19 protein-coding genes are annotated in these 20,842 nt (G+C 64.8%); 5 read left to right on the top strand and 14 right to left on the bottom strand.

Annotated features, from left to right (window positions below; all coding sequences use genetic code 11):
• Positions 1-41 precede the first annotated feature (41 nt).
• The gene (locus AB5K84_RS13655) at positions 42-845 is read right to left on the bottom strand and encodes a DODA-type extradiol aromatic ring-opening family dioxygenase (protein ID WP_441232503.1); all 804 of its coding nucleotides are present in this window, start codon (positions 843-845) and stop codon (positions 42-44) included.
• Positions 846-1,003: 158 nt separating this feature from the next.
• Between AB5K84_RS13655 and AB5K84_RS13650 the strand changes: the two genes are divergently transcribed.
• Entirely contained in the window at positions 1,004-1,183 is a 180-nt protein-coding gene (locus tag AB5K84_RS13650; protein WP_028176145.1) for a hypothetical protein, read from the top strand.
• A 7-nt stretch (positions 1,184-1,190) separates the two neighbouring features.
• On the opposite strand, the gene AB5K84_RS13645 is transcribed toward AB5K84_RS13650, so the two are convergent.
• Complete coding sequence (locus AB5K84_RS13645; RefSeq protein WP_441232502.1) at positions 1,191-2,672, bottom strand: carboxylesterase/lipase family protein; 1,482 nt, start codon at positions 2,670-2,672, stop codon at positions 1,191-1,193.
• Positions 2,673-2,823: 151 nt separating this feature from the next.
• Entirely contained in the window at positions 2,824-3,072 is a 249-nt protein-coding gene (locus AB5K84_RS13640; RefSeq protein ID WP_441232501.1) for a hypothetical protein, read from the bottom strand.
• A gap of 190 nt (positions 3,073-3,262) precedes the next feature.
• Here AB5K84_RS13640 and AB5K84_RS13635 point away from each other — a divergent pair, with 190 nt between their 5' ends.
• From AB5K84_RS13635 to AB5K84_RS13625, 3 genes are all read left to right on the top strand, one after another.
• The gene (locus AB5K84_RS13635; protein WP_441232500.1) at positions 3,263-5,926 is read left to right on the top strand and encodes a flavin-containing monooxygenase; all 2,664 of its coding nucleotides are present in this window, start codon (positions 3,263-3,265) and stop codon (positions 5,924-5,926) included.
• 130 nt (positions 5,927-6,056) lie between these two features.
• Positions 6,057-6,329 (top strand): hypothetical protein, encoded by a 273-nt coding sequence (locus AB5K84_RS13630; protein ID WP_182869366.1) that lies wholly within the window; start codon positions 6,057-6,059, stop codon positions 6,327-6,329.
• A gap of 128 nt (positions 6,330-6,457) precedes the next feature.
• Complete coding sequence (locus tag AB5K84_RS13625; protein ID WP_028176148.1) at positions 6,458-6,763, top strand: hypothetical protein; 306 nt, start codon at positions 6,458-6,460, stop codon at positions 6,761-6,763.
• A gap of 263 nt (positions 6,764-7,026) precedes the next feature.
• On the opposite strand, the gene AB5K84_RS13620 is transcribed toward AB5K84_RS13625, so the two are convergent.
• From AB5K84_RS13620 to AB5K84_RS13600, 5 genes are all read right to left on the bottom strand, one after another.
• Positions 7,027-7,191 carry a hypothetical protein gene (locus tag AB5K84_RS13620; RefSeq protein ID WP_166466032.1) on the bottom strand — a complete coding sequence of 55 codons (165 nt, stop codon included), beginning with the start codon at positions 7,189-7,191 and terminating at the stop codon, positions 7,027-7,029.
• 101 nt (positions 7,192-7,292) lie between these two features.
• Positions 7,293-7,811, bottom strand: a complete 519-nt coding sequence (locus tag AB5K84_RS13615; protein WP_441232499.1) for a septal ring lytic transglycosylase RlpA family protein — start codon at positions 7,809-7,811, stop codon at positions 7,293-7,295.
• Positions 7,812-8,143: 332 nt separating this feature from the next.
• Entirely contained in the window at positions 8,144-9,796 is a 1,653-nt protein-coding gene (locus AB5K84_RS13610; RefSeq protein WP_441232498.1) for an NAD-dependent malic enzyme, read from the bottom strand.
• A 324-nt stretch (positions 9,797-10,120) separates the two neighbouring features.
• On the bottom strand, positions 10,121-11,119 hold the full coding sequence (locus AB5K84_RS13605; RefSeq protein ID WP_271551281.1) for a tripartite tricarboxylate transporter substrate-binding protein: 999 nt from the start codon (positions 11,117-11,119) through the stop codon (positions 10,121-10,123).
• 102 nt (positions 11,120-11,221) lie between these two features.
• The gene (locus AB5K84_RS13600) at positions 11,222-13,561 is read right to left on the bottom strand and encodes a mechanosensitive ion channel domain-containing protein (RefSeq protein WP_060908539.1); all 2,340 of its coding nucleotides are present in this window, start codon (positions 13,559-13,561) and stop codon (positions 11,222-11,224) included.
• Between the two features lie 698 nt (positions 13,562-14,259).
• Here AB5K84_RS13600 and AB5K84_RS13595 point away from each other — a divergent pair.
• Complete coding sequence (locus AB5K84_RS13595) at positions 14,260-15,144, top strand: MBL fold metallo-hydrolase (RefSeq protein WP_028176150.1); 885 nt, start codon at positions 14,260-14,262, stop codon at positions 15,142-15,144.
• A 361-nt stretch (positions 15,145-15,505) separates the two neighbouring features.
• Here the strand turns inward: AB5K84_RS13595 and AB5K84_RS13590 are convergent, their stop codons facing one another.
• The 6 genes from AB5K84_RS13590 to AB5K84_RS13565 are packed head-to-tail and all read right to left on the bottom strand — an operon-like array spanning position 15,506 to position 20,817.
• Positions 15,506-16,543, bottom strand: coding sequence for a patatin-like phospholipase family protein (locus AB5K84_RS13590; RefSeq protein WP_441232497.1), 1,038 nt, complete (start codon positions 16,541-16,543; stop codon positions 15,506-15,508).
• On the bottom strand, positions 16,540-17,469 hold the full coding sequence (locus AB5K84_RS13585) for a polyphosphate kinase 2 family protein (RefSeq protein WP_011089214.1): 930 nt from the start codon (positions 17,467-17,469) through the stop codon (positions 16,540-16,542). The genes AB5K84_RS13590 and AB5K84_RS13585 overlap by 4 nt, the downstream gene beginning before the upstream one ends.
• A complete protein-coding gene (locus AB5K84_RS13580; RefSeq protein ID WP_110117029.1) occupies positions 17,429-18,448 on the bottom strand; it encodes a branched-chain amino acid ABC transporter permease in 1,020 nt (339 codons plus the stop codon). The genes AB5K84_RS13585 and AB5K84_RS13580 overlap by 41 nt, the downstream gene beginning before the upstream one ends.
• Positions 18,445-19,326 (bottom strand): branched-chain amino acid ABC transporter permease, encoded by an 882-nt coding sequence (locus AB5K84_RS13575; protein WP_011089216.1) that lies wholly within the window; start codon positions 19,324-19,326, stop codon positions 18,445-18,447. The genes AB5K84_RS13580 and AB5K84_RS13575 overlap by 4 nt, the downstream gene beginning before the upstream one ends.
• Positions 19,327-19,341: 15 nt before the next feature.
• The gene (locus AB5K84_RS13570; protein ID WP_028176154.1) at positions 19,342-20,046 is read right to left on the bottom strand and encodes an ABC transporter ATP-binding protein; all 705 of its coding nucleotides are present in this window, start codon (positions 20,044-20,046) and stop codon (positions 19,342-19,344) included.
• A gap of 3 nt (positions 20,047-20,049) precedes the next feature.
• Positions 20,050-20,817 (bottom strand): ABC transporter ATP-binding protein, encoded by a 768-nt coding sequence (locus AB5K84_RS13565; protein ID WP_063921642.1) that lies wholly within the window; start codon positions 20,815-20,817, stop codon positions 20,050-20,052.
• Between the last annotated feature and the right edge of the window lie 25 nt (positions 20,818-20,842).

The following is a 20,842-nucleotide window of genomic DNA, read 5'->3' as shown; positions in this document are numbered from 1 at the left end:
CGCGACGTCGGCGTGAACCTTGATGCTTGCAGCCGCGCGGTTCAAGGCTGACCACCGAACATGTACGACGCCATCGCGACGCTTGCGACCTCGTCCACGAAGACACGATGGCCGACGTCGTTGCCGGCAGCGCCGGCCGCGACCATCAGCGGCAGCAGATGGTCCTCGCGCGGATGCGCTAGGCGCGCGCTCGGCGCGTTCTCCCAGTCGACCAGCATCGCGTTGCGGCGCGCCGCATCCGGCGCGCTGATCGCCTCGTTCAGATAGGCCTCGAAATCGTAGGAGACCGGCTTGGATTCCGGCCGGTTGAAGCCGCGCATGTTGTGATAGGTGAGCCCGCTGCCGACGATCAGAATACCTTCGTCCCGCAGCGCGGCGATCGCCTGCCCGGCCTTGATGTGCTCGGCCGCATCGTAGCTCGATTTCAGCGACAGCAGCACGATCGGCATGTCGGCGTTCGGGTACATCAAGCCGAGCGGCACGAAGGTGCCGTGATCAAAACCCTGATTGGCATCTTCGCGGCAATCGAGGCCGGCGCGCGCGAGCAGCGCCTTCACCTCCGCGGCGAGCTCGGGCTTACCCGGTGCCGGATATTTGAGGCGGTAAGTATGCTCCGGGAAACCGTAATAGTCGTACACCATCGGCGGATGCGCCGAGGTCGACACGGTGAAGGCGTCCGCCTCCCAATGTCCGGTGATGACGAGCACGGCTTTTGGTCTCTCGGGGAGAAGCCGTGGCAGCCGCCCGAACTCCTCGGCGGTCCTGGCATATTGCACCCGCCGGTCCTCCATGAACGGCCAGGGGCCGCCGCCGTGGGACAGGAACAGGGTCGGAAATCGCGTCATGGGCGAAAGCTCGTCTCGTTGACAACATGCGCGTGCGAGCCGCCCGCGCAACCGGCGGCGAGCATAGGCAAACCCCTATGGTTAGCAAGTCGTTAACGATTTGCCTTCCAAAATCCCCGCCATGGTCGAAGGAGTCGGCCAGAAGACGAGGACGTGAGATGAGGAAGTTTGCGCTGGGGGACGTCGTCAACAGTGACAAGGGCCGCCGCGGCGTCGTCCGCGCCGCCTACAAGTCGCGGGAAGGCCAGCAGTTCTATGCCGTCGAGAAGGACGGCGCGATGGACTATCTGGAGGAAGACCGGCTGAGCCCGGCGCCGCGCGTCGAGCTCGCGGCCTAAGTCCAACTCATTTTCTGCTCTCACTTGCGAGCCGGTCGAGACGCTCCGCGAAGGGATCGTCTCCGCTCGCGGTGCGATCATTCGTGACCAGCAGCAGGCGATCGCCGCCTGCCGCCGCGTCCCAGCGTGGCAGGTCGGGACCGTTGGGATCGCCGCTCCTGGCGAAGTTGATCCAGTAGCTGCGCATGCGGCTTGCGAGCTCGCGATCGCGCCGTGAGAAGATGCCGGCACCGGGCACGCCTTCCACGCCGAAGATGAACTGCAATTCCCGCCCGTGACCGCCGTCCGGGTTGGTGCGCCGGGCCTCCGGCACGTAGGCAAAGCGGTAGCGGAAGGTCGGCGCGCCGCTTGCGGCGTGCAGACGAGCCAGCAATCTCACCGGCTCGGAGAAGACCTTGTCGGTATAAAACCTTGCCGCGAGGTCCGAAGCTTTGGCGAGGTCGGGATAGAGCTTGCGCAGGTCATCGACGGCGGTGCCAGACGATGCAAGCGCCTCGGCGATGTCAGGCTCGCTGTCGAAATCCGTCTCGTCATCGTTGGAGCCGATGATCAGGGGAATCCGCCCTTCATGCCCGGCCGCAAAACCCGCGGCGATATCTTCCCTCACGAGGCTTCCATCGATCGTTGGCGCAAAGCCGAGCGGGACTTTCGCGAGCAGCTTCTTTTCGGCGGCAAGCAGCCGTGCAGGCCCGATCGCACGCGCGTTGGTTTCCTTGGCATCCGGTCCGAGCGTCGCGACGAATTGCAGGCCCCAGGCCTCCGCCTCCTGCCGCGAGCGCAGGCGCACGCGGCCGGGCACCGATTGCAGGATGGCTTTCTGAAACAGACCACGCACCTCGTCGCACAGCATCAACAGCGCGATCGACGTCGCGCCCGCTCCGTTGCCGAACAGGGTGACGTTCCCGGGATCGCCGCCGAACGCCGCGATGTTGTCGTGGACCCAATGCAGCGCCGCGATCTGGTCCATCAATCCGTAGTTTCCGGAGCCGTCTTCCGAGAGCGCCGGATGAGTGAGCCAGCCGAGCGCGCCGAGGCGGAAATTCACGGTCACCACGATGAGGCCGGCCTGCGCGAGTTTCGCGGCGTCGAACATAGGATCGTTCGCGGTGCCGCCGACGAAGGCGCCGCCATGAATGAACATCATCACTGGCAGCGGGCCGTCGACGCCGAAGGGGCGGAACACATTGAGCGTGAGGCAATCTTCGCTCGCCTTTGGCAGCGACGGCTGGAGGCAGGGCGCGCCGTACTCGTAGGCGGTGCGCATCTCAGAGCTCTCGGCCGTTGCCTCCGGCGAGCGCCAGCGCAGCGGGCCGACCGGCGGCGCTGCATAGGCGAGTCCCTTGAAAAACGCCACCTCGCCTTCGACGCCGCCGAGCATCTGGCCTTCGCGCGTCAACGCGAATGGAAACTGTCCGACCGGTTGGGCCATGGCCGAACCGGCGAGGCAAAGGAATGCGGAAACCACGATGAGCGCAAGCAGGGACCGCATCTTGGGGATCTCAATGCGCGGAGAAGTTCCCCGGAAGGTTACGTCTACGGCTGACGGAGAAGCAAGCTCCGGTCTTACCTCTCCCCGCGACAGCGGGGCGAGGGAGCGCACCTGCGCTGCGGCCAGAGCTCAGCTCATTTACGGCCTCCGGCTAGCCGCCCTTGGCAATGATCTCCGCCAGCGCGCGCCGCGCGACGATGCCAAGCTCACCAAGCGTGGAGTGACCGGCCTGCGCCGCCTCGATCAGGCGCTCGGCGATGAATTTGCGGCTGTCGTGATCGCCACCATGCGGCAGTTGGCGGCACGTCTCCTCCAGGACGACGTCCATGTTCGCTTTCGTCCGCTCACTCAACTCTGTCATGACGCCCGGTCGGTACGCGTGGCTTGTAATCGCAAGCATACACAGAAGGATGTGGTCTGATTAGACCGGACAATCCCGGCGATTGTGCATCGCGGTGCGTGTATCGCCGCAACCTTCGCGCGGCCAAAATCACGCCGCGATCGACTACCAAAGATTGCACTTGTCCTGATGACAAGCCGAGCCTGCAGCGTTAGCCTGCCGGCAAAACAAAATACACGGGAGGAATACCATGCCTGACGCAATGGTCGCCGCACGCGAGTCCAAAGACGTCGCGGTGGTCGGCGCCGGATTTGCCGGCCTTTATCTGCTTCATCGCCTGCGCCAGGCCGGCTTCACGACGGTCGCCCTTGAAGAGGCCGGCGATGTCGGCGGCACCTGGTACTGGAACCGCTACCCCGGCGCGCGCTGCGACATCCAGACCATCGACTACAGCTACACCTTCGATCCGGAACTCGAGGCGGCCTGGGCCTGGTCGGAGAAATACGCGACCCAGCCCGAGATCCTGCGCTATCTCGGCTTCGTCGCCGACCGCTACGAGCTGCGCCGCGACATCCGCTTCGGGACCAAGGTCACCGAAGCCAAATGGAACGAGGCCGCTGAGCGCTGGCAGCTCACCACCGACAATGGCGCGCCGGTCTCCTGTCGCCATTACATCATGGCCACGGGCTGCCTCTCCGCACCAAAGCCGCCGGAGATCGACGGGGTCAAGGACTTCAAAGGCGAAGTCTATTTCACCGGCCGCTGGCCGCATGACGGCGTCAATCTTGCGGGCAAGCGCGTCGCCGTGATCGGCACAGGCTCGTCAGGCATCCAGTCGATCCCGCTGATCGCCGAACAGGCCGCGCATCTCACCGTGTTCCAGCGCACGCCGAATTTCGCGCTGCCGGCGCACAACGGCCCCGCGCCCTCCGACCGCATGAGCCTGCTGCAAGGCGACCGCGCGGCCTATCGTGAGCAGGCGCGCCAGTCGATGGCCGGCGTGCCTTATCCGCAGCAGACGGCCGTCAGCTGGCAGCTCAGCGATGCCGAGCGCCGCGCACGGTTCGAGGAGGCGTGGGGCAAGGGCGATCTCGTCTATATCCTCACCCAGCTCTGGGCCGACCAAGCGGTCGACGTCGACGGCAACAAGCTGATCTGCGACCTCATCCGCGAAAAGATCTCGGCGACCGTGAAGGATCCCGAGACGGCGGCGGCGCTGATGCCGCACGACCATCCCTTCGGTGCAAAACGCCCCTGCCTCGACACCAACTATTACGCGACCTACAACCGGCCGAACGTCACGCTGGTCAATCTGCGCCAGGAGCCGATCAAGGCGATCACCGCAACCGGCATCACGACGGCCAGGCGCAGCGTCGACGTCGACGTCATCGTGTTCGCGACCGGCTTCGACGCCATGACCGGCGCGATCCGCGCGGTGCATCCGATCACCGGGCGCGGCGGCAAGTCGCTATCGGATGTCTGGGCGCAGGGGCCACAGACCTATCTCGGGCTCACGGTCGAGGGCTTCCCGAACTTCTTCATGATCACCGGTCCGGGCAGCCCGTCGGTTCTGTCGAACATGGCGGTGTCGATCGAGCAGCATGTCGACTGGGTCGTGGACCGGCTCAGGGCTTTGCGCGATGCCGGCTTCACCACCATCGAGCCGACCGAGACGGCGCAGGCCGGCTGGGGCCAGCACATGGCCGACTGCTCGATGCTGACGCTGCACCGGCTCGCCAACACCTGGTACACGGGCGCGAACGTTCCCGGCAAGGTGCAGGGCCTGATGCCCTATACCGGCGGTGTCGGCCCCTATCGCAGCATCTGCGATGAGGTCGTCAGCCGCGGCATGCTCGGGTTCAAGCTCACCGGCCCCAAAGTCGCCGCGCAGTGCAATGACGGCGAGGTGGTGCGGCTGCAGCCGGATGTGCGGCTGGTGCTGAACCTGCTGGCAACGCTGAACCTGCCACCGATCGAGTCGATGGGCGCGCTCGGCGCCCGCGCCTTCGTCAACGAGTTCAACAAGGGCCGTCCGGCGGGGCGACCGATCGGCGATGTCGTCGACGGAACGCTGCCGGGCACCGACGGCCCGCTTCCCTATCGTGTCTACAAGCCGGCAACCCCGGGGCCACATCCGGTCGTAGTCTATTTCCACGGCGGCGGCTGGGTGCTCGGTGACGAGCAGTCGGACGATCCGTTCTGCCGCGACATGGTGCGACGGACCGGGATGATGTTCGTCAGCGTCGGCTATCGCCACGCGCCGGAGCATCGCTTCCCCACCGCGGCCGAGGACGGCTATGCGGCGACGCGCTGGATCGCCGAGCACGCCGCCGAGCTCGGCGGCAAGCCGGGCCCGGTGCTGGTCGCGGGCTGGAGCGCCGGCGGCAACATCGCCGCCGTCACCTGCCAGCTCGCGCGCGATCGCGGCGGGCCCGATATCGCCGGTCAGCTCCTGGTGTGCCCGGTCACCGACTGCGACTTCGATCGTTCCTCCTACAACGACAATGCGACCGGCTACTTCCTGACGCGCTCGCTGATGTACTGGTTCTGGGACCTCTACTGCTCGCCGGCCGACCGTACTGATCCGCGTGTCTCGCCGCTCCGCGGCAAGGTCGCGGGCCTGCCGCCGGCCTTCGTCGTCACCTGCGAGTTCGATCCGCTGCGCGACGAAGGCATCGCCTATGCCGAAGCGATGGCCGCTGCCGGCGTCCCGGTCGAGCAGCTCAAGGCGCGCGGCCATTTCCACTCGTCCTTTGCGATGGTCGACGTGGTGATCACCGGAGTGCCAGGCCGGGTGCAGATGGCCGAGGCCCTGCGGCGTTTTGCCGGGCTTCCGCCGGAGGTCAGCCTCGGCGACGAGCACAGCCACGGTCACACCAGCCCGGGACACAAAATCGCAGCGGCCGCGAGCTAGTCGCGACAAGGCAGCCGGGAACCTTTTCCCGGCCGCCGCGTTGGGAGATGTGGCATCGAGATGCAGCGATAGGTATGGGCCCCGGAGCGCAAGTCTGCGCGCTGGGGTTCTTTTTGCGTGAGGCGAGGCGATGGGGGGCGTGGTTGCGGATTCAAAGGTCGATTTCGGCGCACGTGCAGCGCTGTATAAATGGCCGTCACTTGCCAACCAGCGCCGGCCGGACCGCGAGTCCTACCAGGTAAGCGAGGGCACGCTCGACGAATGCATCTCGGCGTTCATGGACAAGCCGGCGGCGACCCGGCATCTCTATGAGATCCGCACGGCGGCGCAGCCGCCGCTGGTCACGGATATCCTCTCGCCCGAGCACGTCATCGAGCTATCGCGCCTGAGAGAATTTCTCTGATTGCGTGCAGACGCCAGGGCTGCGCGTGCCAAGGCTGCACGTGCACGACAAGCTTTTCCCACACATAGGAACCTTCTTCCGGTTTTTCCCGTTAACGGAGATCGGAAGCCAAGGCGTGAGTGTCCAAGATGCCGAGACCTGGCGTGCCATCCACGGTCGTGCCTTATGGCGCAGACCAGACCCTGTTCGTGGTGATCGATCGCCGCGACGAGGCGACCGAAATCCGCGTCGAGCGAAGCGATCTCGAGACCACGATCGGCGAGCTCGTCGCCGGCTGCTTCAACGACCCGATCAAGGTGATCTCGTTCAACACGCTCGAACACTGGATGAAGGACATCTCGACCGACGTCGCCGGCGAGATTCGGGCGCGATGCGACATCGATGGCGTGACGCTGCCCGACTATCTCAGCGATTTCGTCGAGAGCCACACCTGATCGCGCGTTATCGTTGTTGATACGCCGCAATTCGCAGGCAACAAAAAAAGCGCCGCTTCCGCGGCGCTTTTCGTGTGGCAACCTCAGTGATGCCAGAACAATGCCAGCAGCAGTATGATCGGCAGCGGCACGCCAAGCAACCAAAGCAAAGCACCTCGTCCAAAACCCATGGCTCTCTCCTCCTCTTGCATCACGGACATGACGCGGGAAATGAGAGGAAGTTCCGAGCGCTGCAGTGAGGGCGAATGCGCTCAGAGCATGGTTTATGAGGGTTGAGCGCGCCGATACTTGCCGGCGATGACCTCGATCTCGCGGCGGCGTTCGTCGGCGAAGGCCAGGAGCTTTTCGATCGTCAGCGTATCCGTGATCCGTTTGGCGAGCCGCTCGGCACGCGCGGCCTGATCTTCGAGATACTGGATCGTGTTCAAGCGCCCGCCTCCCCAAAAGCCCCGAATTGTTTGGGCACCCATGGTGCTTGAGAAGCGGCTAACAGACGGTTAAGCGGCGGCTCGCATCGATGAATCGCCCCTCACCGCACGACGTCGAGCCTGACATTGGCGATGCCCTTGTCCACCATGCCGAGCGCCTCGGCCGCAGAAGGCGAGATGTCGACCACGCGTCCGCGAACATAGGGCCCGCGATCGTTGACCCTGACGGTCACGAAGCGGCCGGAGGAAACATCGGTGACGCGCAGCTTCGTGCCGAACGGCAGGCTGGGATGCGCCGCGGTCAATTCGTTCTTGTCGAACCTCTCGCCGCTCGCGGTCTCCGTATCCGAATAGAAGCTGGCAACGCCATGTGAGGCGGTTCGCCTTTCATCACCGTTGGGGACACGCGCCCGGCTGATCGGCCGTGGGTGCAACGCCGCCACGCGATGCGGCCGCTCGACTGCGGCCTGCCGGCCGGTGCCGGCGAGATCGGCCTTCTGGCGGCCGACCGGAGATTGCGCGCAGGCGGCGAGCGAGGCCGCGCCAATGATGGCGAGCAGCAACCGGCACGAGGTCACGGGGGAAATCCGGGCACTTTCGGCACGTGCAAAGCGAGACATGATACGCCCCTCCGAACGGCCTCAAGTTCGGTGGGCAATGAGGGCAGAACCTTGTCGGAACAAAAGCGGGCCTGAGGCCAGGGCTTTTTCCCAACCGGCTGTGACGATTCCACCACACTGGCATGTCCTGAATCGGGACAAATCAGCGAGAAATCAGCTTGATACGGCGCGCTTGGCGATCGGGCGCGCCCCCGGTTGAGTACCGTCCGGATCGGCCTCACATTTGTCCGTCACCCAGATCGCGCCGGACGATGCTGCGCGTTGCCTGATCCGCCCCTCCATCCTCTCTTTCGTTCCTACAGGGAGCGAGGGGCCGCCTCCGCGCGTTCGCCTCAGTATTTCGGCTCGTACATCTGCGACTGGACCAGAGCCTTCACGTCGTTGGGCGCGGTGCCGTCGGCGAGCCCGCGCTGATAGGCAACGTCTGCCACTGCGGCGGCAATGCGGGCCGAGACTTCGCGGATGCGGGGGAGTGCCGGATAGAGGCTGCCCTGCGCGAGGTCTTCCTTACCGACGCAATCGGCGAGCGAATGGGCGGCGGCCATGAACATCTCGTCGGTGACGAGACGCGAGCGGGTGGCGATGACGCCGAGGCCGACGCCGGGGAAGATGTAGGAGTTATTGCCCTGGCGCGGCACGAAGGTGCGGCCATTGAGCTTTACCGGGTCGTAGGGGCTGCCGCAAGCGAACAGCGCGCGGCCCTCGGTGTAGCGATAGGCATCCTCCGCCGAGCATTCCGCCTTCGAGGTCGGGTTGGACAGCGCGAACACGATCGGATGCTCGTTGAGCCCGGCCATCGCCTTGAGCACGTCGGGCGTGAAGGCGCCGCCGACCGCGGCGACGCCGATGATCGCCGTCGGCTTCAGCGTCTTGATCGCGGTGAGGAAGTCGGAGATCGGCGCCTGGCCGGCATGCGCATAGCGGAGCTTGTGGCCGGACAGACCATCCCGGCCGCTGACGACGAGGCCGCGGGAATCCACCAGCCAGTTGCGGCGGAGCGCCTCGGCCTCAGTGGCGCCCTCGGCCATCATGGCGGAGACCACGAGATCGGCGATGCCGGTCGCCGCCTCGCCCGCACCGAGGAACAGGATCTTCTGATCTTTCAGCTTGCCGCCGGAGATGCGTAAGCCTGAGAACAGGCCGGCAAGCGCCACCGCCGCGGTGCCCTGGATGTCGTCGTTGAAGACGCAGGCTTCATCGCGATATTTGTGCAGCAGCTTGAACGCCGAGTGATTGGCAAAATCCTCGAACTGGATCAGCACACCCGGGAACGTCTTTCGCGCGGCGACCATGAACTCGTCGACGAAGCTGTCATAGGCCTCGCCGGTGAGCCGCCGCTCGCGCAGGCCGAGATAATAGGGATCGTTCAACAGCTCTTCATTGTTGGTGCCGACGTCGAGCACGATCGGCAGGCAATGCTCGGGATGCACGCCGGCGCAGGCCGAATAGAGCGAGAGCTTTCCGACCGGAATACCCATGCCGTTGGCGCCGAGATCGCCGAGGCCCAGGATGCGCTCGCCATCGGTGACCACGATCAGCCTGGCCGGATAGGGCCAGTTCTTCAGGATCTCCGCGATCTGGCCGCGATCGCGCGAGGAGATGAACATGCCGCGCGGCCGCTGGAAGATCAGGCCGTACTTCTGGCAGGCGAGCCCGACGGTCGGCGTGTAGATGATCGGCTGGATCTCGTCGATATTGTCTACGACGACGCGGAAGAACAGCGCCTCGTTGCGGTCATGCAGCGCATTCAGCGCGACATATTTTTCGAGATCAGTCGGCAGCATACGCAGATTGGTGAGCACACGATCGACCTGCGTCTCCATCGTCAGCACGCAGGGCGGCAAGAGGCCGCGCAGGCCGAGCGCGGCGCGCTCCGCCTCAGTGAAGGCGGTGCCCTTGTTGAGCAAGGGATCGCGCAGCAGCGTCATGCCGTGCGATTGATCGGACGATGGCGACTGGGCAGCGACCCGGGCAGGTCTATTCACGAATTCCCCCAAGGAGTTCCTTATTGAACAAAAAGCATTGTCGGCCAGCGCTCCCCGGAGATCAAGGACATAGGAAGTTCATGTGTCGATTATGATCTCGCACCGCAGCGAGAATTTTAGTGCAGCTCGCAGATCAAGCGCGAGGCAAAGGTTAACACCGCAAGGCTCTTGTCCCTCATGGTGAGGAGCGCGGCACGCGTGTCTCCGGACGATGCCTTGCATCGCCTGGCGAACCATGAAGGCCCCGATCTCGCCTGCGGCCATCCTTCGAGACGCCCGCTTTCGCAGGCTCCTCAGGATGAGGGCGTGTTACGAGGCGACACGCTACTCCGGCTTGATGTCGGCGGCCTTCACAATCGGCCACCATTTCTCGGTCTCGGCCTTCTGGAAGGCGGCGAGTGCCGCAGGCGATTGCTGGTCCCGCGGTGGAATCTCCTGCCCCAATTCGCCGAAGCGCTGCTTGACGGAAGCGTCAGCGAGCACGGCGACGATGGCCGCGTTGAGCTTTGTGATGATGTCCTTCGGCGTGTTCTTTGGTGCCCAGATGCCGTGCCAGTAGGAGATGTAGAGGCCCGGCAGGCCCGCCTCGTCGACCGTCGGAACATCAGGTGCGGATGCTAGCCTTGTCGGCGAGGTCACGGCGAACGCCTTGATCGCACCGTTCTTGTATTGCGGCAGCGAGTTCGAGGCCTGATCGAACATGATGTCGATCTGGCCTGCCACGAGATCGATCATTGCGGGCCCCGCGCCGCGATAGGGCACGAACTGGAAGTCGGTGCCGGTCCTTTCCTTGAAGAAGACGCCGGCCACATGGGCGCCGGTGCCGGCGCCGGCCGTCCCGGCAGTGGCCTTGCCGGGGTTGGCCTTCAGCCACGCGATCATGTCCTTCAGATTGTTGGCCTCGAGCGACTTCCGGCCGACGATGAGCTGCGTCCCCATCGCAATCGTCGCGACCGGCTCGAAATCGGCGATGACGTCGTAGGGCAGCTTGAAGATGGCACCATTGAGCACATGGGTGCCCCAATGGCCGATGGTGATCGTCGTGCCGTCAGGGGTTGCACGCGCGACGCGGGCGCCCGCGATGCTGCCGGAGGCGCCGGCGACGTTCTCGACCACCACCGTCGTGTGCAGCTCGGCAGCGATCCGCTCGGACAGGATGCGCGCCAGCGTGTCGGTCGGCCCGCCCGCTGCAAACGGCACCACGAGCGTAATGGGGCGCGATGGAAAGGGCTGGGCGCCTGCCGGCGCGGCCGCTGCCGCGCATCCGATCAACACGCCAATGACGATCAGGTGACCGCGCAATCCGGCCCACAGCCCCCGCATCGTTCTCTCCCACCCTTTTTGCCGCCCGCATGTTGTCAGCGCGCTGGAGCCGGAGTGAACGCTGCCGGAGGAGTGGAGGCAAGGGGGAAGTTTGTCGAGCCGTTATCCTGCGGCTCGCCGCGGCGTGAGGTTTGCGGCACTGTCAGCCGGCGGCGCGACGTGCATCAGAATGGTCTGGGTCGCCGATGCGACCTCGATGCCGTTCTGCTGGAAGCGCTGCTTCATGCGGCGGTTGAACTCGCGCTGGACCGGCCAGCGCCCGGCCTCGGTGCAGCGGATCTGGCCGACGATCGACACCATCGCGCCATCGACCTTGTCGACGCCCCAGAGCTCGAGGTCGCCGCGGATCAGCGCGCGGAATTCACTCTCGCGGCGCATCTCGTCGACGATGTCCTTGAGGATTTGGCCGGCGCGGTCGGTGTCCTCCTTGTAGGCCACGTTGACGCTGACGGACGCATTGCCCGCGCCGCGGCTGGCATTGGTGATGGTCGTGACCGCGCTGAACGGCACGATGTGCACGGCACCGTCGCCTGCGCGCAGGCGGATGGTGCGGATCGAGACGTTCTCGACGACGCCTGAGAGCCCCGACACGCTGACATTGTCGCCGACCTGCACCGTGTTCTCCAACAGCAGGAACAGGCCGGTGATGAGATCCTGCACCAGTTTTTGCGAACCGAAACCGATGGCGATGCCGACGATGCCGGCGCCTGCGAGCAGCGGGGCGACATTGACGCCGATCTCACTGAGCGCCGTGAGGCCGACGACGGCGGCGATCACGCAGAGCAGCGCGGTGCGCAGCATCGGCTGGAAGGTCCGCAGGCGCGCGGCGCGGGCGTAGTGCCCGTCGCGGGACAGCGCATTGATCTGGCGATCCAGCAGCGCGTTGCTGATCTCCCAGATAGCCGCAGCGACGAATACGGCAACGCCGATCGTCACCACGGCCGAGATCAGCCGTCCGCCGATCTGGCCGCCATAGAACCAGACGATGGCGTCCACGCCCCAGACTTCGAGCACGGCCACGAAGCCGATGAAGGCGATCACGCTGGACACGATCTTGCGCAGCAGCGGCAGATAGCGGTTGGCCCGGATTTCCAGCCCCGGAAAGCGCTGGAGGATCTCCGGCTTGATGCGGAAGCCGCGGTCGATCAGGCCCAGCGTCAGCATGATGGCAACGCGCGTGATCAGCGCCACCGCGATGGTGCCGACGAAATATTGCAGCAGCAGCGCATAGCCGTTGCGGATGTTCAGCGCCCACACCGCCCACAGCGCAAGATCGAGCGCGATCGCAAGATAATGCCAGCCACCGGCGATGCGGTTGCGCAGGCGCGCCGCAATCCCCGGCCGCTCGGCGGGCGCGCGAATGGCTTCGGCGACCTGGCGGCGGCATTGCAGGATGATGACGACGACGAAGAGATGCACGACCAGCATCACCATGCGCAGCAGCGCGGCGTAGCCGGCGCGATGCAGACCGAGCAGCAGCGCCACATTGGCAAAGGCGATGCCGGAGACGCCGACGCCGACGATGCGGCGCGCCCAGATCTCGATATAGGCCGCGGTCTCGGCCCGAACCGGAAACAGGCCGGACGGCCCCGCCAGCGCACGGACCACGCAGATGAGCCCGCGCGAGAACGCATAGGCGTTGACGACCGCGAGGATCACGAGGCGGACGGTCGTGGGCTCGCCGATCTCCGTTCCGAGCAGCGCGGTGGCGATGCCCACGAAGACGAACACGGGAAGCAGTTCGAACACCAGGCGCGCCAGCACAAAGGGCAGCCGCAGCACGACCTGCCAGATCCGCACGAGACTGTGGCGGCGCTTGTGCAGTTCGGGCTCCGGGGTGACATCGGTCACCGATGACGGCGGATCTGCAATGGGCAGCGCCTGCGCCGGCAGATGCGCGGCCTGCGGCACGCGTCCTTCCAGGAACACGACCGGGCGGCGGATCAGACGAAAGATCACCCACTCGGCGGAGAGGGCGCAGCCGAGCACCAGCGCGAGCTTCCAGGCGATCTCGATCAGGAGGTTGTAGGCCGCGGGATCGTTCGCGGTTCGCATGATCCAGTAATAGAAGGCCGGGAAGTGCGTGAGCGTCCGCGCCACGCCGGCGATCTCGCCCGATATCTCGCCGATCTGCTCCGATACCGTGAGCAGGAGCTGCGCACCGAGGCCATCGGCCGAAAGCGGGATCGGCGATTTCTGCTCTGGCGCGGACGGCGCAGGCTGCTGCTGACCTGATACATTCGCGATCGCGCGCAGCGTGTCGATCATCTGCGCGCGTTTCTGGTCGTCCTGCAGCGTCTCCAGCGCGCGCCTGGCCTCGTCCGGCGACAGCGTGGCCGCACCATTGGTCGCCGGCGCACGCGCCTCGGCCTGGGCGCCGGAGAGAGATGAGATGGCGAGGAAGAGCGCTGCGAGAAGCGCCGAGGCAAGCTTATGCGACACGAGGATTCCTTGAAAAAATGAATGCGCAGGCGGCGACGGGGCCGTCACCGCCGAAGCACGTGCGTCATGTCGGATGGTCGTTATTCGCCCCGGCGCTGTGTCGGAAGTTGGCCAAGGAGGCGACATTCTCTTGGCATTTGCCGCGATGCAGGAAGCAGGAACCCCGTTTCCGACACGGCGAAATACCGGCTCGCGGGCGCGCGTCGATACAGCACGATGCTCACGCCAAAACCTCTCCCGTCATTCCGGGATGGCTCCGGAACGACGGTGAGGAGGAGGAGAAATGAAGCGTGATGCCAATCGCTCTGCGAAGCACAGCGCCGGGCAGGTAGGGGCCTTGCCTCACTGATGGAGCCCTCTAAACCTTGACCCGGCGTGCCGTTCGCGGTTTCTGCCGCTATGCGATAGTCCGAACGAGCTCCATCGCACTTAACGCGGCTGGATCTGCGGAGGTGGTGTCATAGACCTCCCCTTGCTCATGAGGTGGACGTTGCGCGTCGCGTATTCGCGACCAACGTCATGCTCCTCCCGTGACATAGAACTGTCAAGCAGGATCAATGGCTTTGAAATCACATTTGAGGGCGTGTTCCAGGCCGTTCCCGCGACAGATCGGCCGCATGAGGCGACGGAATAAATCCCTTCCAGCAGCGTTTGTATCGAAGAGATTGTCCGTCCTCATTATTTCCAGAAAGCCAGAGATGAAAGCATTGACTTGCATGGCCGTTCTCGCTGCCCTCGTGACCGGATCGGCATTCGCGCAAACCCCGCCGCAGACCTCCACCAGAAAGGTCGACGGCACCGACAATGTCTACATCTTCCGCTATGGCGGCCATCAGTCGATGTTCGTGGTGACGCCGAAGGGCGTGATCGCAACCGACCCGATCTCCTACTTGCGACCCGCCAAGCCCTATATCGACGCGATCAAGGCGGTCACCGACCAGCCGATCAAATACGTCGTCTACAGCCATCATCACTACGACCACATCGCCGGCGGCCAGCCATTCAAGGATCTCGGCGCCACCTTCATCGCGCATCGGCGGACCAAGGAGCGCCTGCTCGAGCTGAAGAAGCAGAATGCGCTGCTCGCCGACGTCGTGATGCCGGATCAGGTGGTGGACGACAAGAAGAGCATCACGCTCGGCGGCACCACGCTGGAGCTGAACTATGTCGGCCGCAACCATTCCGACAATTCGCTGGTGATGCGGCTGCCGAAGGAGAAGATCGTCTTCGTCGTCGATTTCGCGCCGATCGAGTCCGTCCAGTTCCGCAACATCCCCGACAATGTCTCGCCGCTGGAATATATCGCTTCGCTGAAGAAGCTGGCGTCGCTCGACTGGGAGCGGATGATCCCCGGCCACCCCAATGCCGGCGGGCGGCTCGGCACCAAGAAGGACGTCGAGGACGACATCGCCTACATGGAGGATCTCTCCGCCGAGGTGAAGAAGGCGGCGGACGCCGGCAAATGCATCGATACCGCGATGAAGGAAGTGAAGCTGCCGAAATACGAGAAGTGGGCGAATTACGAGACCGCGCTGCCCGCCAATGTCGAGCGCTTCTGCTACTGGTGGGGCCGCGGGTACTAGCAAGCCGCTTGCAGAGAAACTCGTAGGGTGGGCAAAGCAACGAGACGCGCAAGGCGCGGCTCGTCGCGTGCCCACCATGCCAGCCGCGATCGTGGAGAGACGGTGGGCACGGCGCAAGGGCGCCTTTGCCCACCCTACGAGATCAGAGATCGCAGCTACGACCTGCGGCGGACAGGTCGCTTTGCCCGCCCGGCCCGGTCTGCGGCGATGATGACATCATGCCCCTGTCTTGCCCGACGGGTCAAACGGACATCTTTAAATCCGAACAACAGCGACCGTTCGCCAAGCCATTGATTCCACTGGCACCGGCTACTGTGCATGGGGTTGTTTTCGTACTTTTTCGATGACCGGCTCGGCTGGCCTAGAGAAACATGTCTGCCAGGTCGACCGTCGAGGACTTTCCGATCTGGTCGAAGTTTCGCGCCAGCCAGCTTCGCGCCGCCTCGCGGCCCTCGTCGCGCAGGCGACACAACAGGCTCCATTCGGGGTGGAACTGCGTGGCCGTGCCGAGCTGCGACATCAACTGGTCGTTGCCAATCCAATGTATGTACATGCGGCTATGCCTGCTGCTGTCGAGCTCGCCGTCGTCGATCAGCCGCGTGGCGAAGGCGATCGCGCGCATCTCGCGCATCAAGGACGAATTGAAGCTGATCTCGTTGATGCGGTGGAGGACATCGGCTGCACTGGTCGGCAGCTCGTTGCGCCGGATCGCCGTGACCTGCACGATGACGACGTCGTGACTGCCCTTGCGGTAGATCAACGGATAGATCGCGGGATTGCCGAGATAGCCGCCATCCCAATAATGCTCGCCGTCGATCTCGACGGCCTGGAAATACGGCGGCAGGCAGGCCGAGGCGAGCACGGTTTCCGCCGTGAGCAGCGGGCTCTGGAATACCTTGATCTTGCCGGTGCGAACGTTGGTGGCGTTGAGAAACAGCTGCGGCGCCTCGGGCGAGGAATTGAGCCGGTCGAAATCGACCACGCGCTGCAGCAGCGAGCGGAGCGGATTGAAATGAAAGGGATTGAGCAGGCCCGGCGGCAGCGTGTGCGTCAGCGTGTGGATGATTGCGTGGACCGGATGATATTCCGGCGGCAGCCTCAGGGCCTGTATCCACTGGTTCAGCGGCGACATCAAATCGTACGTCATGTCCATACGCGACACTTCGTACCAGAATGCGTGCAGGCTCTCCCGGGCGGCCTCCGCGCCGCCGTGCGCCATGCCGGAGGCCATCGCCACCGCATTCATGGCGCCGGCACTGGTCGCGCTGACCGCCTCGATCGCCAACCTGCCGTCTTCGAGCACCTGGTCGAGCACGCCCCAGACGAAGGCGCCGTGCGCGCCGCCGCCCTGGAGCGCGAAGTTGACGGTCTTGCGGTCCGCGGTCCGGTTGGCTGTCACTTTGCTTGCTTCTTGCTTCCCGTCGCTTCTTTCTCCAGCGCCTTGCGCACCTCTTCGAACTCCTCCAGCGAGGCCTTGTCGGCGCGGGGAAAGCGCAGGTCCAGCTTTTCGAGCGCGGCGTTGATCACCGAGCCAATCACGACGCGCGCGAACCATTTGTGATCGGCGGGCACGACATACCACGGCGCATGCGGCGTTGCCGTGTGGCGAACGATGTCTTGATAGACCGCCTGATAGCGCGGCCACAGCGCGCGCTCCTTGATGTCGTCCATGGAGAATTTCCACTGCTTGGCGGGCTCCTCCAGCCGGTCGAGGAAGCGCTGACGCTGCTCGTCCTTGGACAGGTTGAGAAAAAACTTCAACACCACGGTGCCGTTGCGCGTGAGGTAACGCTCGAAGGCGGAGATGTCCTCGAACCGCTCCTTCCAGATGTTCTTGGTCACGAGCTTCTGCGGCAGCTTCTCCTTGGCGAGGATCTCCGGATGCACGCGCGTCACCAGGCACTCCTCGTAATGCGAGCGGTTGAAGATGCCGATATGGCCGCGCTCCGGCAGCGCGGTGACGTGGCGCCAGAGGAAGTCGTGGTCGAGCTCCTTGCTGCTTGGCGCCTTGAAGGCGTGGACATCGCAGCCCTGCGGGTTGATGCCCTCGAAAATCGCCTTGATCGCGGAATCCTTCCCCGCCGCGTCCATGGCCTGGAACACGATCAGCACCGACCAGCGGTCCTGGGCGTAGAGTTTCTCCTGGAACTCGATCAGCCGCTTCTTGTTGGCGTCGAGAATCTCCTGCGCCCTCTCCTTGTCGAGATCGCCCTTCTCGTTGGTCTTGTGCGCCTTGAGGTGAAACTTGCCCGAGCCGTCGTAGCGGAACGGCGTGATGTAACGGTCAAGTTCCTGGGCGAGCGATCTGGACGGCTTCTTGTTCATGGGCGCGGGGCACCTTGCGTTGCGGCTTCAGTCGGTCGAGCACGCTACCAAGGATACCCTTGGGAAGGAATATGATGAAAAGCACCAGCAGCACGCCGTAGACGAGATTGTCCCAGCCGACCGCCTTGGTGCCGAAGCCGATGCGCAGACTCTCCGCCAGCAGGATCGTGATGATGGCACCGAAGGTCGGACCGAGCGAGACGAACAGGCCGCCGACGATGGCGGCAAACACCATCTGGAGCGACACCGCGATGCCGCTGACCGTGTCGGGCGTAATGAACATCTGGTACTGGCAGTAGATGGCGCCGGCGAGCGCCGTCATCAGCGCGCTGAGCAGCGTGATCTTCAGCTTCTCCGCGGTGACGTCGACGCCGGCGGCGGCCGCGGCGTCCTCGTCCTCCGAGATCGCCTCCAGCGCGTAGCGGCTCATGCTGCGGTCGACCCAGTGCCAGACCACGATGCCGAACAGCCAGACCCCGAGCGCGATCAGGTACCAGGTCGTCTTGTCGTCGAATTGCAGCGCCAGCAGCTTGTTGCCCGAGGCGCGGTTCGGCGTGTAGCCGAGCGAGCCGCCGGTATAGTCACGTGTGGCGGTGATGACCTGGAGCACGATGCCCGACAGCGCCAGCGTCACCAGCACGAAATAGTGGCCGGTGATGCGGAAGCGGAAGCAGGGATAGCCGACGATCAGCGCCAGCGTACCCGCCGCAGCCATGCTGATGGGAATGCCGATCCAGGGCGACCAGCCCAGATGATTCCACAGCAGCGCGGTGACATAGGCGCCGATGCCCATGAAGCCGCCATGGCCGAGCGAGACCAGGCCGAACCGGCCCATCATCGACCAGGACGTGTAGGCGAACGACCAGATCAGGATCAGCACCAGGATGTGCAGATGATAGGGATCGCGATAGACGAAGGGCAGCGCGACCAGCGCCGCCAGTCCCACCGCCCATGCCGCGAGCCGCCCCTGCCCCGTCATCGGCGCCTCGCAAGCAGGCCCGCGGGCCGGATGAACATCATGACGATGAAGAAGGCGAACGCGAGCACATAGCCCCATTCGAGGTCGGAGAACAGCCCGCCGAGCGAGATGATCTCGGCGAACACGAAGGCGGCGATGAAGCCGCCGATGAAATTGCCGAGGCCCCCGAGCACGCAGATCAGGAAGGTGATCGGCCCGAAGGACAGGCCGACGAAGGGGTGCACGTCGTATTGCAGCACCAGCAGGCAGGCGGCGAGGCCTGCGAGCGCGCCGCCGAGCGCCGAGGTGATGAGGTAGAGCTTCTTCGTATCGACGCCCATCAGCGCCATGATCTGCCGGTCCTGCGAGATCGCGCGGATCGCGGTTCCCGTGAAGGTGCGCGTCATGAACAGGTAGACGGCGACCATGCCGACCAGCGCAGCCAGAAACGACAGGAGTCGTGCGTAGCTGAAATTCATGTCGCCGAAGGCGAGCACCGGCAGGCGGATGCCGAGATTGCGGAAGTCGATGCCGAAGGCGACGGTGGCAAAGCTCTGGAGCACGAACAGCACGCCGCCGGTCGCGAGCAGCTGGTTGATCGGCGGCGCGGTGAGCAGCGGCGCGATCACGAGGTAATGCAGCGCGGCGCCGAGCAGCGCGACCAGCAGAATGGTGAACGGCGCCGCGACGAAATAGCTGACGCCGTAATACTGCACCATGAAATACATGGCGTACATGCCGATCATCACGAGCTCGGCATAGCAGATCCAGGTCACGTCGATGACGCCGAAGATCAGATTGAGCCCAAGCGCAAGCAGCGCCAGCACGCCGCCGAGCAGGATGCCGTTGATCACGGCCTCCAGCAGGTAGATGTCGAAAATGTCCAGGAATGCCTGCATGCCCCTGCCCGCCCCTCACACCCCGAGATACGCTTCCTTGACCGTGTCGCTCGCGAGCATCTCGGCCGAGGTGCCTGAGCTGCGGATCGTGCCGGCCTCGATCAGATAGGCACGGTCGACCACCCGGAGCACCTGCTGCACGTTCTGCTCGACGATCAGCACCGTCAGCCCGCGGGCGCGGATTCGCTTCACCAGCTCGAACACCTGCTGCACCACGACCGGCGCAAGTCCTGCGGAGGGCTCGTCGAGCAGCAGAAGTTTTGGATTGGACATCAGCGCGCGCCCGATCGCGCACATCTGCTGCTCGCCGCCGGACATCGTGCCGGCCATCTGGTGGCGGCGCTCCTTCAGGCGCGGAAACAGGTCGAACACGACCTCCAGTCGCTCGGCATAGTGGCCGCGCGCCTCCTTCATGAATGCGCCCATCTTCAGATTGTCGTCGACCGTGAGCTGCGGAAACAGCCGCCGGTTCTCCGGCACATGTGCAATGCCGAGGCTGACGATCTTGTGCGGCGGCGTCGCCACGACGTTGACGCCTTCCATCCTGATCGAACCGCGCGAGGGACGGATCAGGCCGGAGATGACGCGCATCAGGGTGGTCTTGCCGGCGCCGTTCGGGCCGATGACGCCGACCGCCTCGCCGGCCCTCACGTCGAGATCGACGTCGAACAGCGCCTGGAACGTACCGTAGCCGGCGTTGACGGACCGCAGCTCCAGCATCGGCTAGCCTCCCGCGCGGCGGCGCGCTTCGGCGGCCGCGGCCTGCGTGGTCTCGGCATCGGTGCCGAGATAGACCTCGATGACCCGGGGATCGCCCGCGACCTGGCTCGGCAACCCTTCCGAGATCTTCTCGCCGTGATCGAGCACCATGACGCGATCGACCACCCGCATCAGCACGCCCATGATGTGCTCGACCCAGATGATGGTGATGCCGAGCTCGTCGCGGATGTTGCGCAGCATGTCGGCGGCCTGGTCCATCTCGGTCTCGTCAAGGCCGCCGAGGCTTTCGTCGGCGAGCAGCAGTTTTGGCGCGGTGGCGAGCGCTTTCGCCAGCTCGAGCTTCTTCAGCCCGGCAGCGCCGAGGCCGTCGACGCTGGCATGGCGGTCGGTCGGCAGGCCGACCATGGCCAGCGACCGCTCGGCCGCTTCCTCGGCCTTGATGCGGCTGTGGCGGCCCTGGCCGTAGAAGCCGGCGAGCGCGACGTTCTCGAAGATGGTCAGGCGGCGGAAGGGGCGCGGAATCTGGAAGGTACGGCCGATGCCGCGGTTGATGATCCGGTGCGGCGCGAGGCCCGCGATCTCGTGCCCGGCGAACAGGATCGACCCGGAGGTCGGCGCCAGCGTGCCGGAGAGCATGTTGAAGATCGTGCTCTTGCCCGAACCGTTCGGGCCGATCAGGCCGAGGATCTCGCCCTGGTCGACCCGAAACGATACGTTGTTCACGGCGGTGAAGCCGCCAAACCGCTTCACCAGCCCGCTGACTTCCAACACCAAAGCTCTCCGTTTCTTCGCGTGT

Source organism: Bradyrhizobium sp. 1200_D9_N1_1 (genome assembly GCF_052075915.1).
GTDB lineage: Bacteria > Pseudomonadota > Alphaproteobacteria > Rhizobiales > Xanthobacteraceae > Bradyrhizobium > Bradyrhizobium diazoefficiens.
Note: the sequence above shows the minus strand (reverse complement) of the source record. Positions and strands in the feature narration are given on the sequence as shown.

What these genes read in the sequence shown, in the direction of transcription:
- AB5K84_RS13655 (WP_441232503.1), bottom strand. Translation starts at nt 845, where the DNA reads ATGACGCGATTTCCGACCCTGTTCCTGTCCCACGGCGGCGGCCCCTGG.
- AB5K84_RS13650 (WP_028176145.1), top strand. Translation starts at nt 1,004, where the DNA reads ATGAGGAAGTTTGCGCTGGGGGACGTCGTCAACAGTGACAAGGGCCGC.
- AB5K84_RS13645 (WP_441232502.1), bottom strand. Translation starts at nt 2,672, where the DNA reads ATGCGGTCCCTGCTTGCGCTCATCGTGGTTTCCGCATTCCTTTGCCTC.
- AB5K84_RS13640 (WP_441232501.1), bottom strand. Translation starts at nt 3,072, where the DNA reads ATGCTTGCGATTACAAGCCACGCGTACCGACCGGGCGTCATGACAGAG.
- AB5K84_RS13635 (WP_441232500.1), top strand. Translation starts at nt 3,263, where the DNA reads ATGCCTGACGCAATGGTCGCCGCACGCGAGTCCAAAGACGTCGCGGTG.
- AB5K84_RS13630 (WP_182869366.1), top strand. Translation starts at nt 6,057, where the DNA reads ATGGGGGGCGTGGTTGCGGATTCAAAGGTCGATTTCGGCGCACGTGCA.
- AB5K84_RS13625 (WP_028176148.1), top strand. Translation starts at nt 6,458, where the DNA reads ATGCCGAGACCTGGCGTGCCATCCACGGTCGTGCCTTATGGCGCAGAC.
- AB5K84_RS13615 (WP_441232499.1), bottom strand. Translation starts at nt 7,811, where the DNA reads ATGTCTCGCTTTGCACGTGCCGAAAGTGCCCGGATTTCCCCCGTGACC.
- AB5K84_RS13605 (WP_271551281.1), bottom strand. Translation starts at nt 11,119, where the DNA reads ATGCGGGGGCTGTGGGCCGGATTGCGCGGTCACCTGATCGTCATTGGC.
- AB5K84_RS13595 (WP_028176150.1), top strand. Translation starts at nt 14,260, where the DNA reads ATGAAAGCATTGACTTGCATGGCCGTTCTCGCTGCCCTCGTGACCGGA.
- AB5K84_RS13585 (WP_011089214.1), bottom strand. Translation starts at nt 17,469, where the DNA reads ATGAACAAGAAGCCGTCCAGATCGCTCGCCCAGGAACTTGACCGTTAC.
- AB5K84_RS13580 (WP_110117029.1), bottom strand. Translation starts at nt 18,448, where the DNA reads ATGACGGGGCAGGGGCGGCTCGCGGCATGGGCGGTGGGACTGGCGGCG.
- AB5K84_RS13575 (WP_011089216.1), bottom strand. Translation starts at nt 19,326, where the DNA reads ATGCAGGCATTCCTGGACATTTTCGACATCTACCTGCTGGAGGCCGTG.
- AB5K84_RS13570 (WP_028176154.1), bottom strand. Translation starts at nt 20,046, where the DNA reads ATGCTGGAGCTGCGGTCCGTCAACGCCGGCTACGGTACGTTCCAGGCG.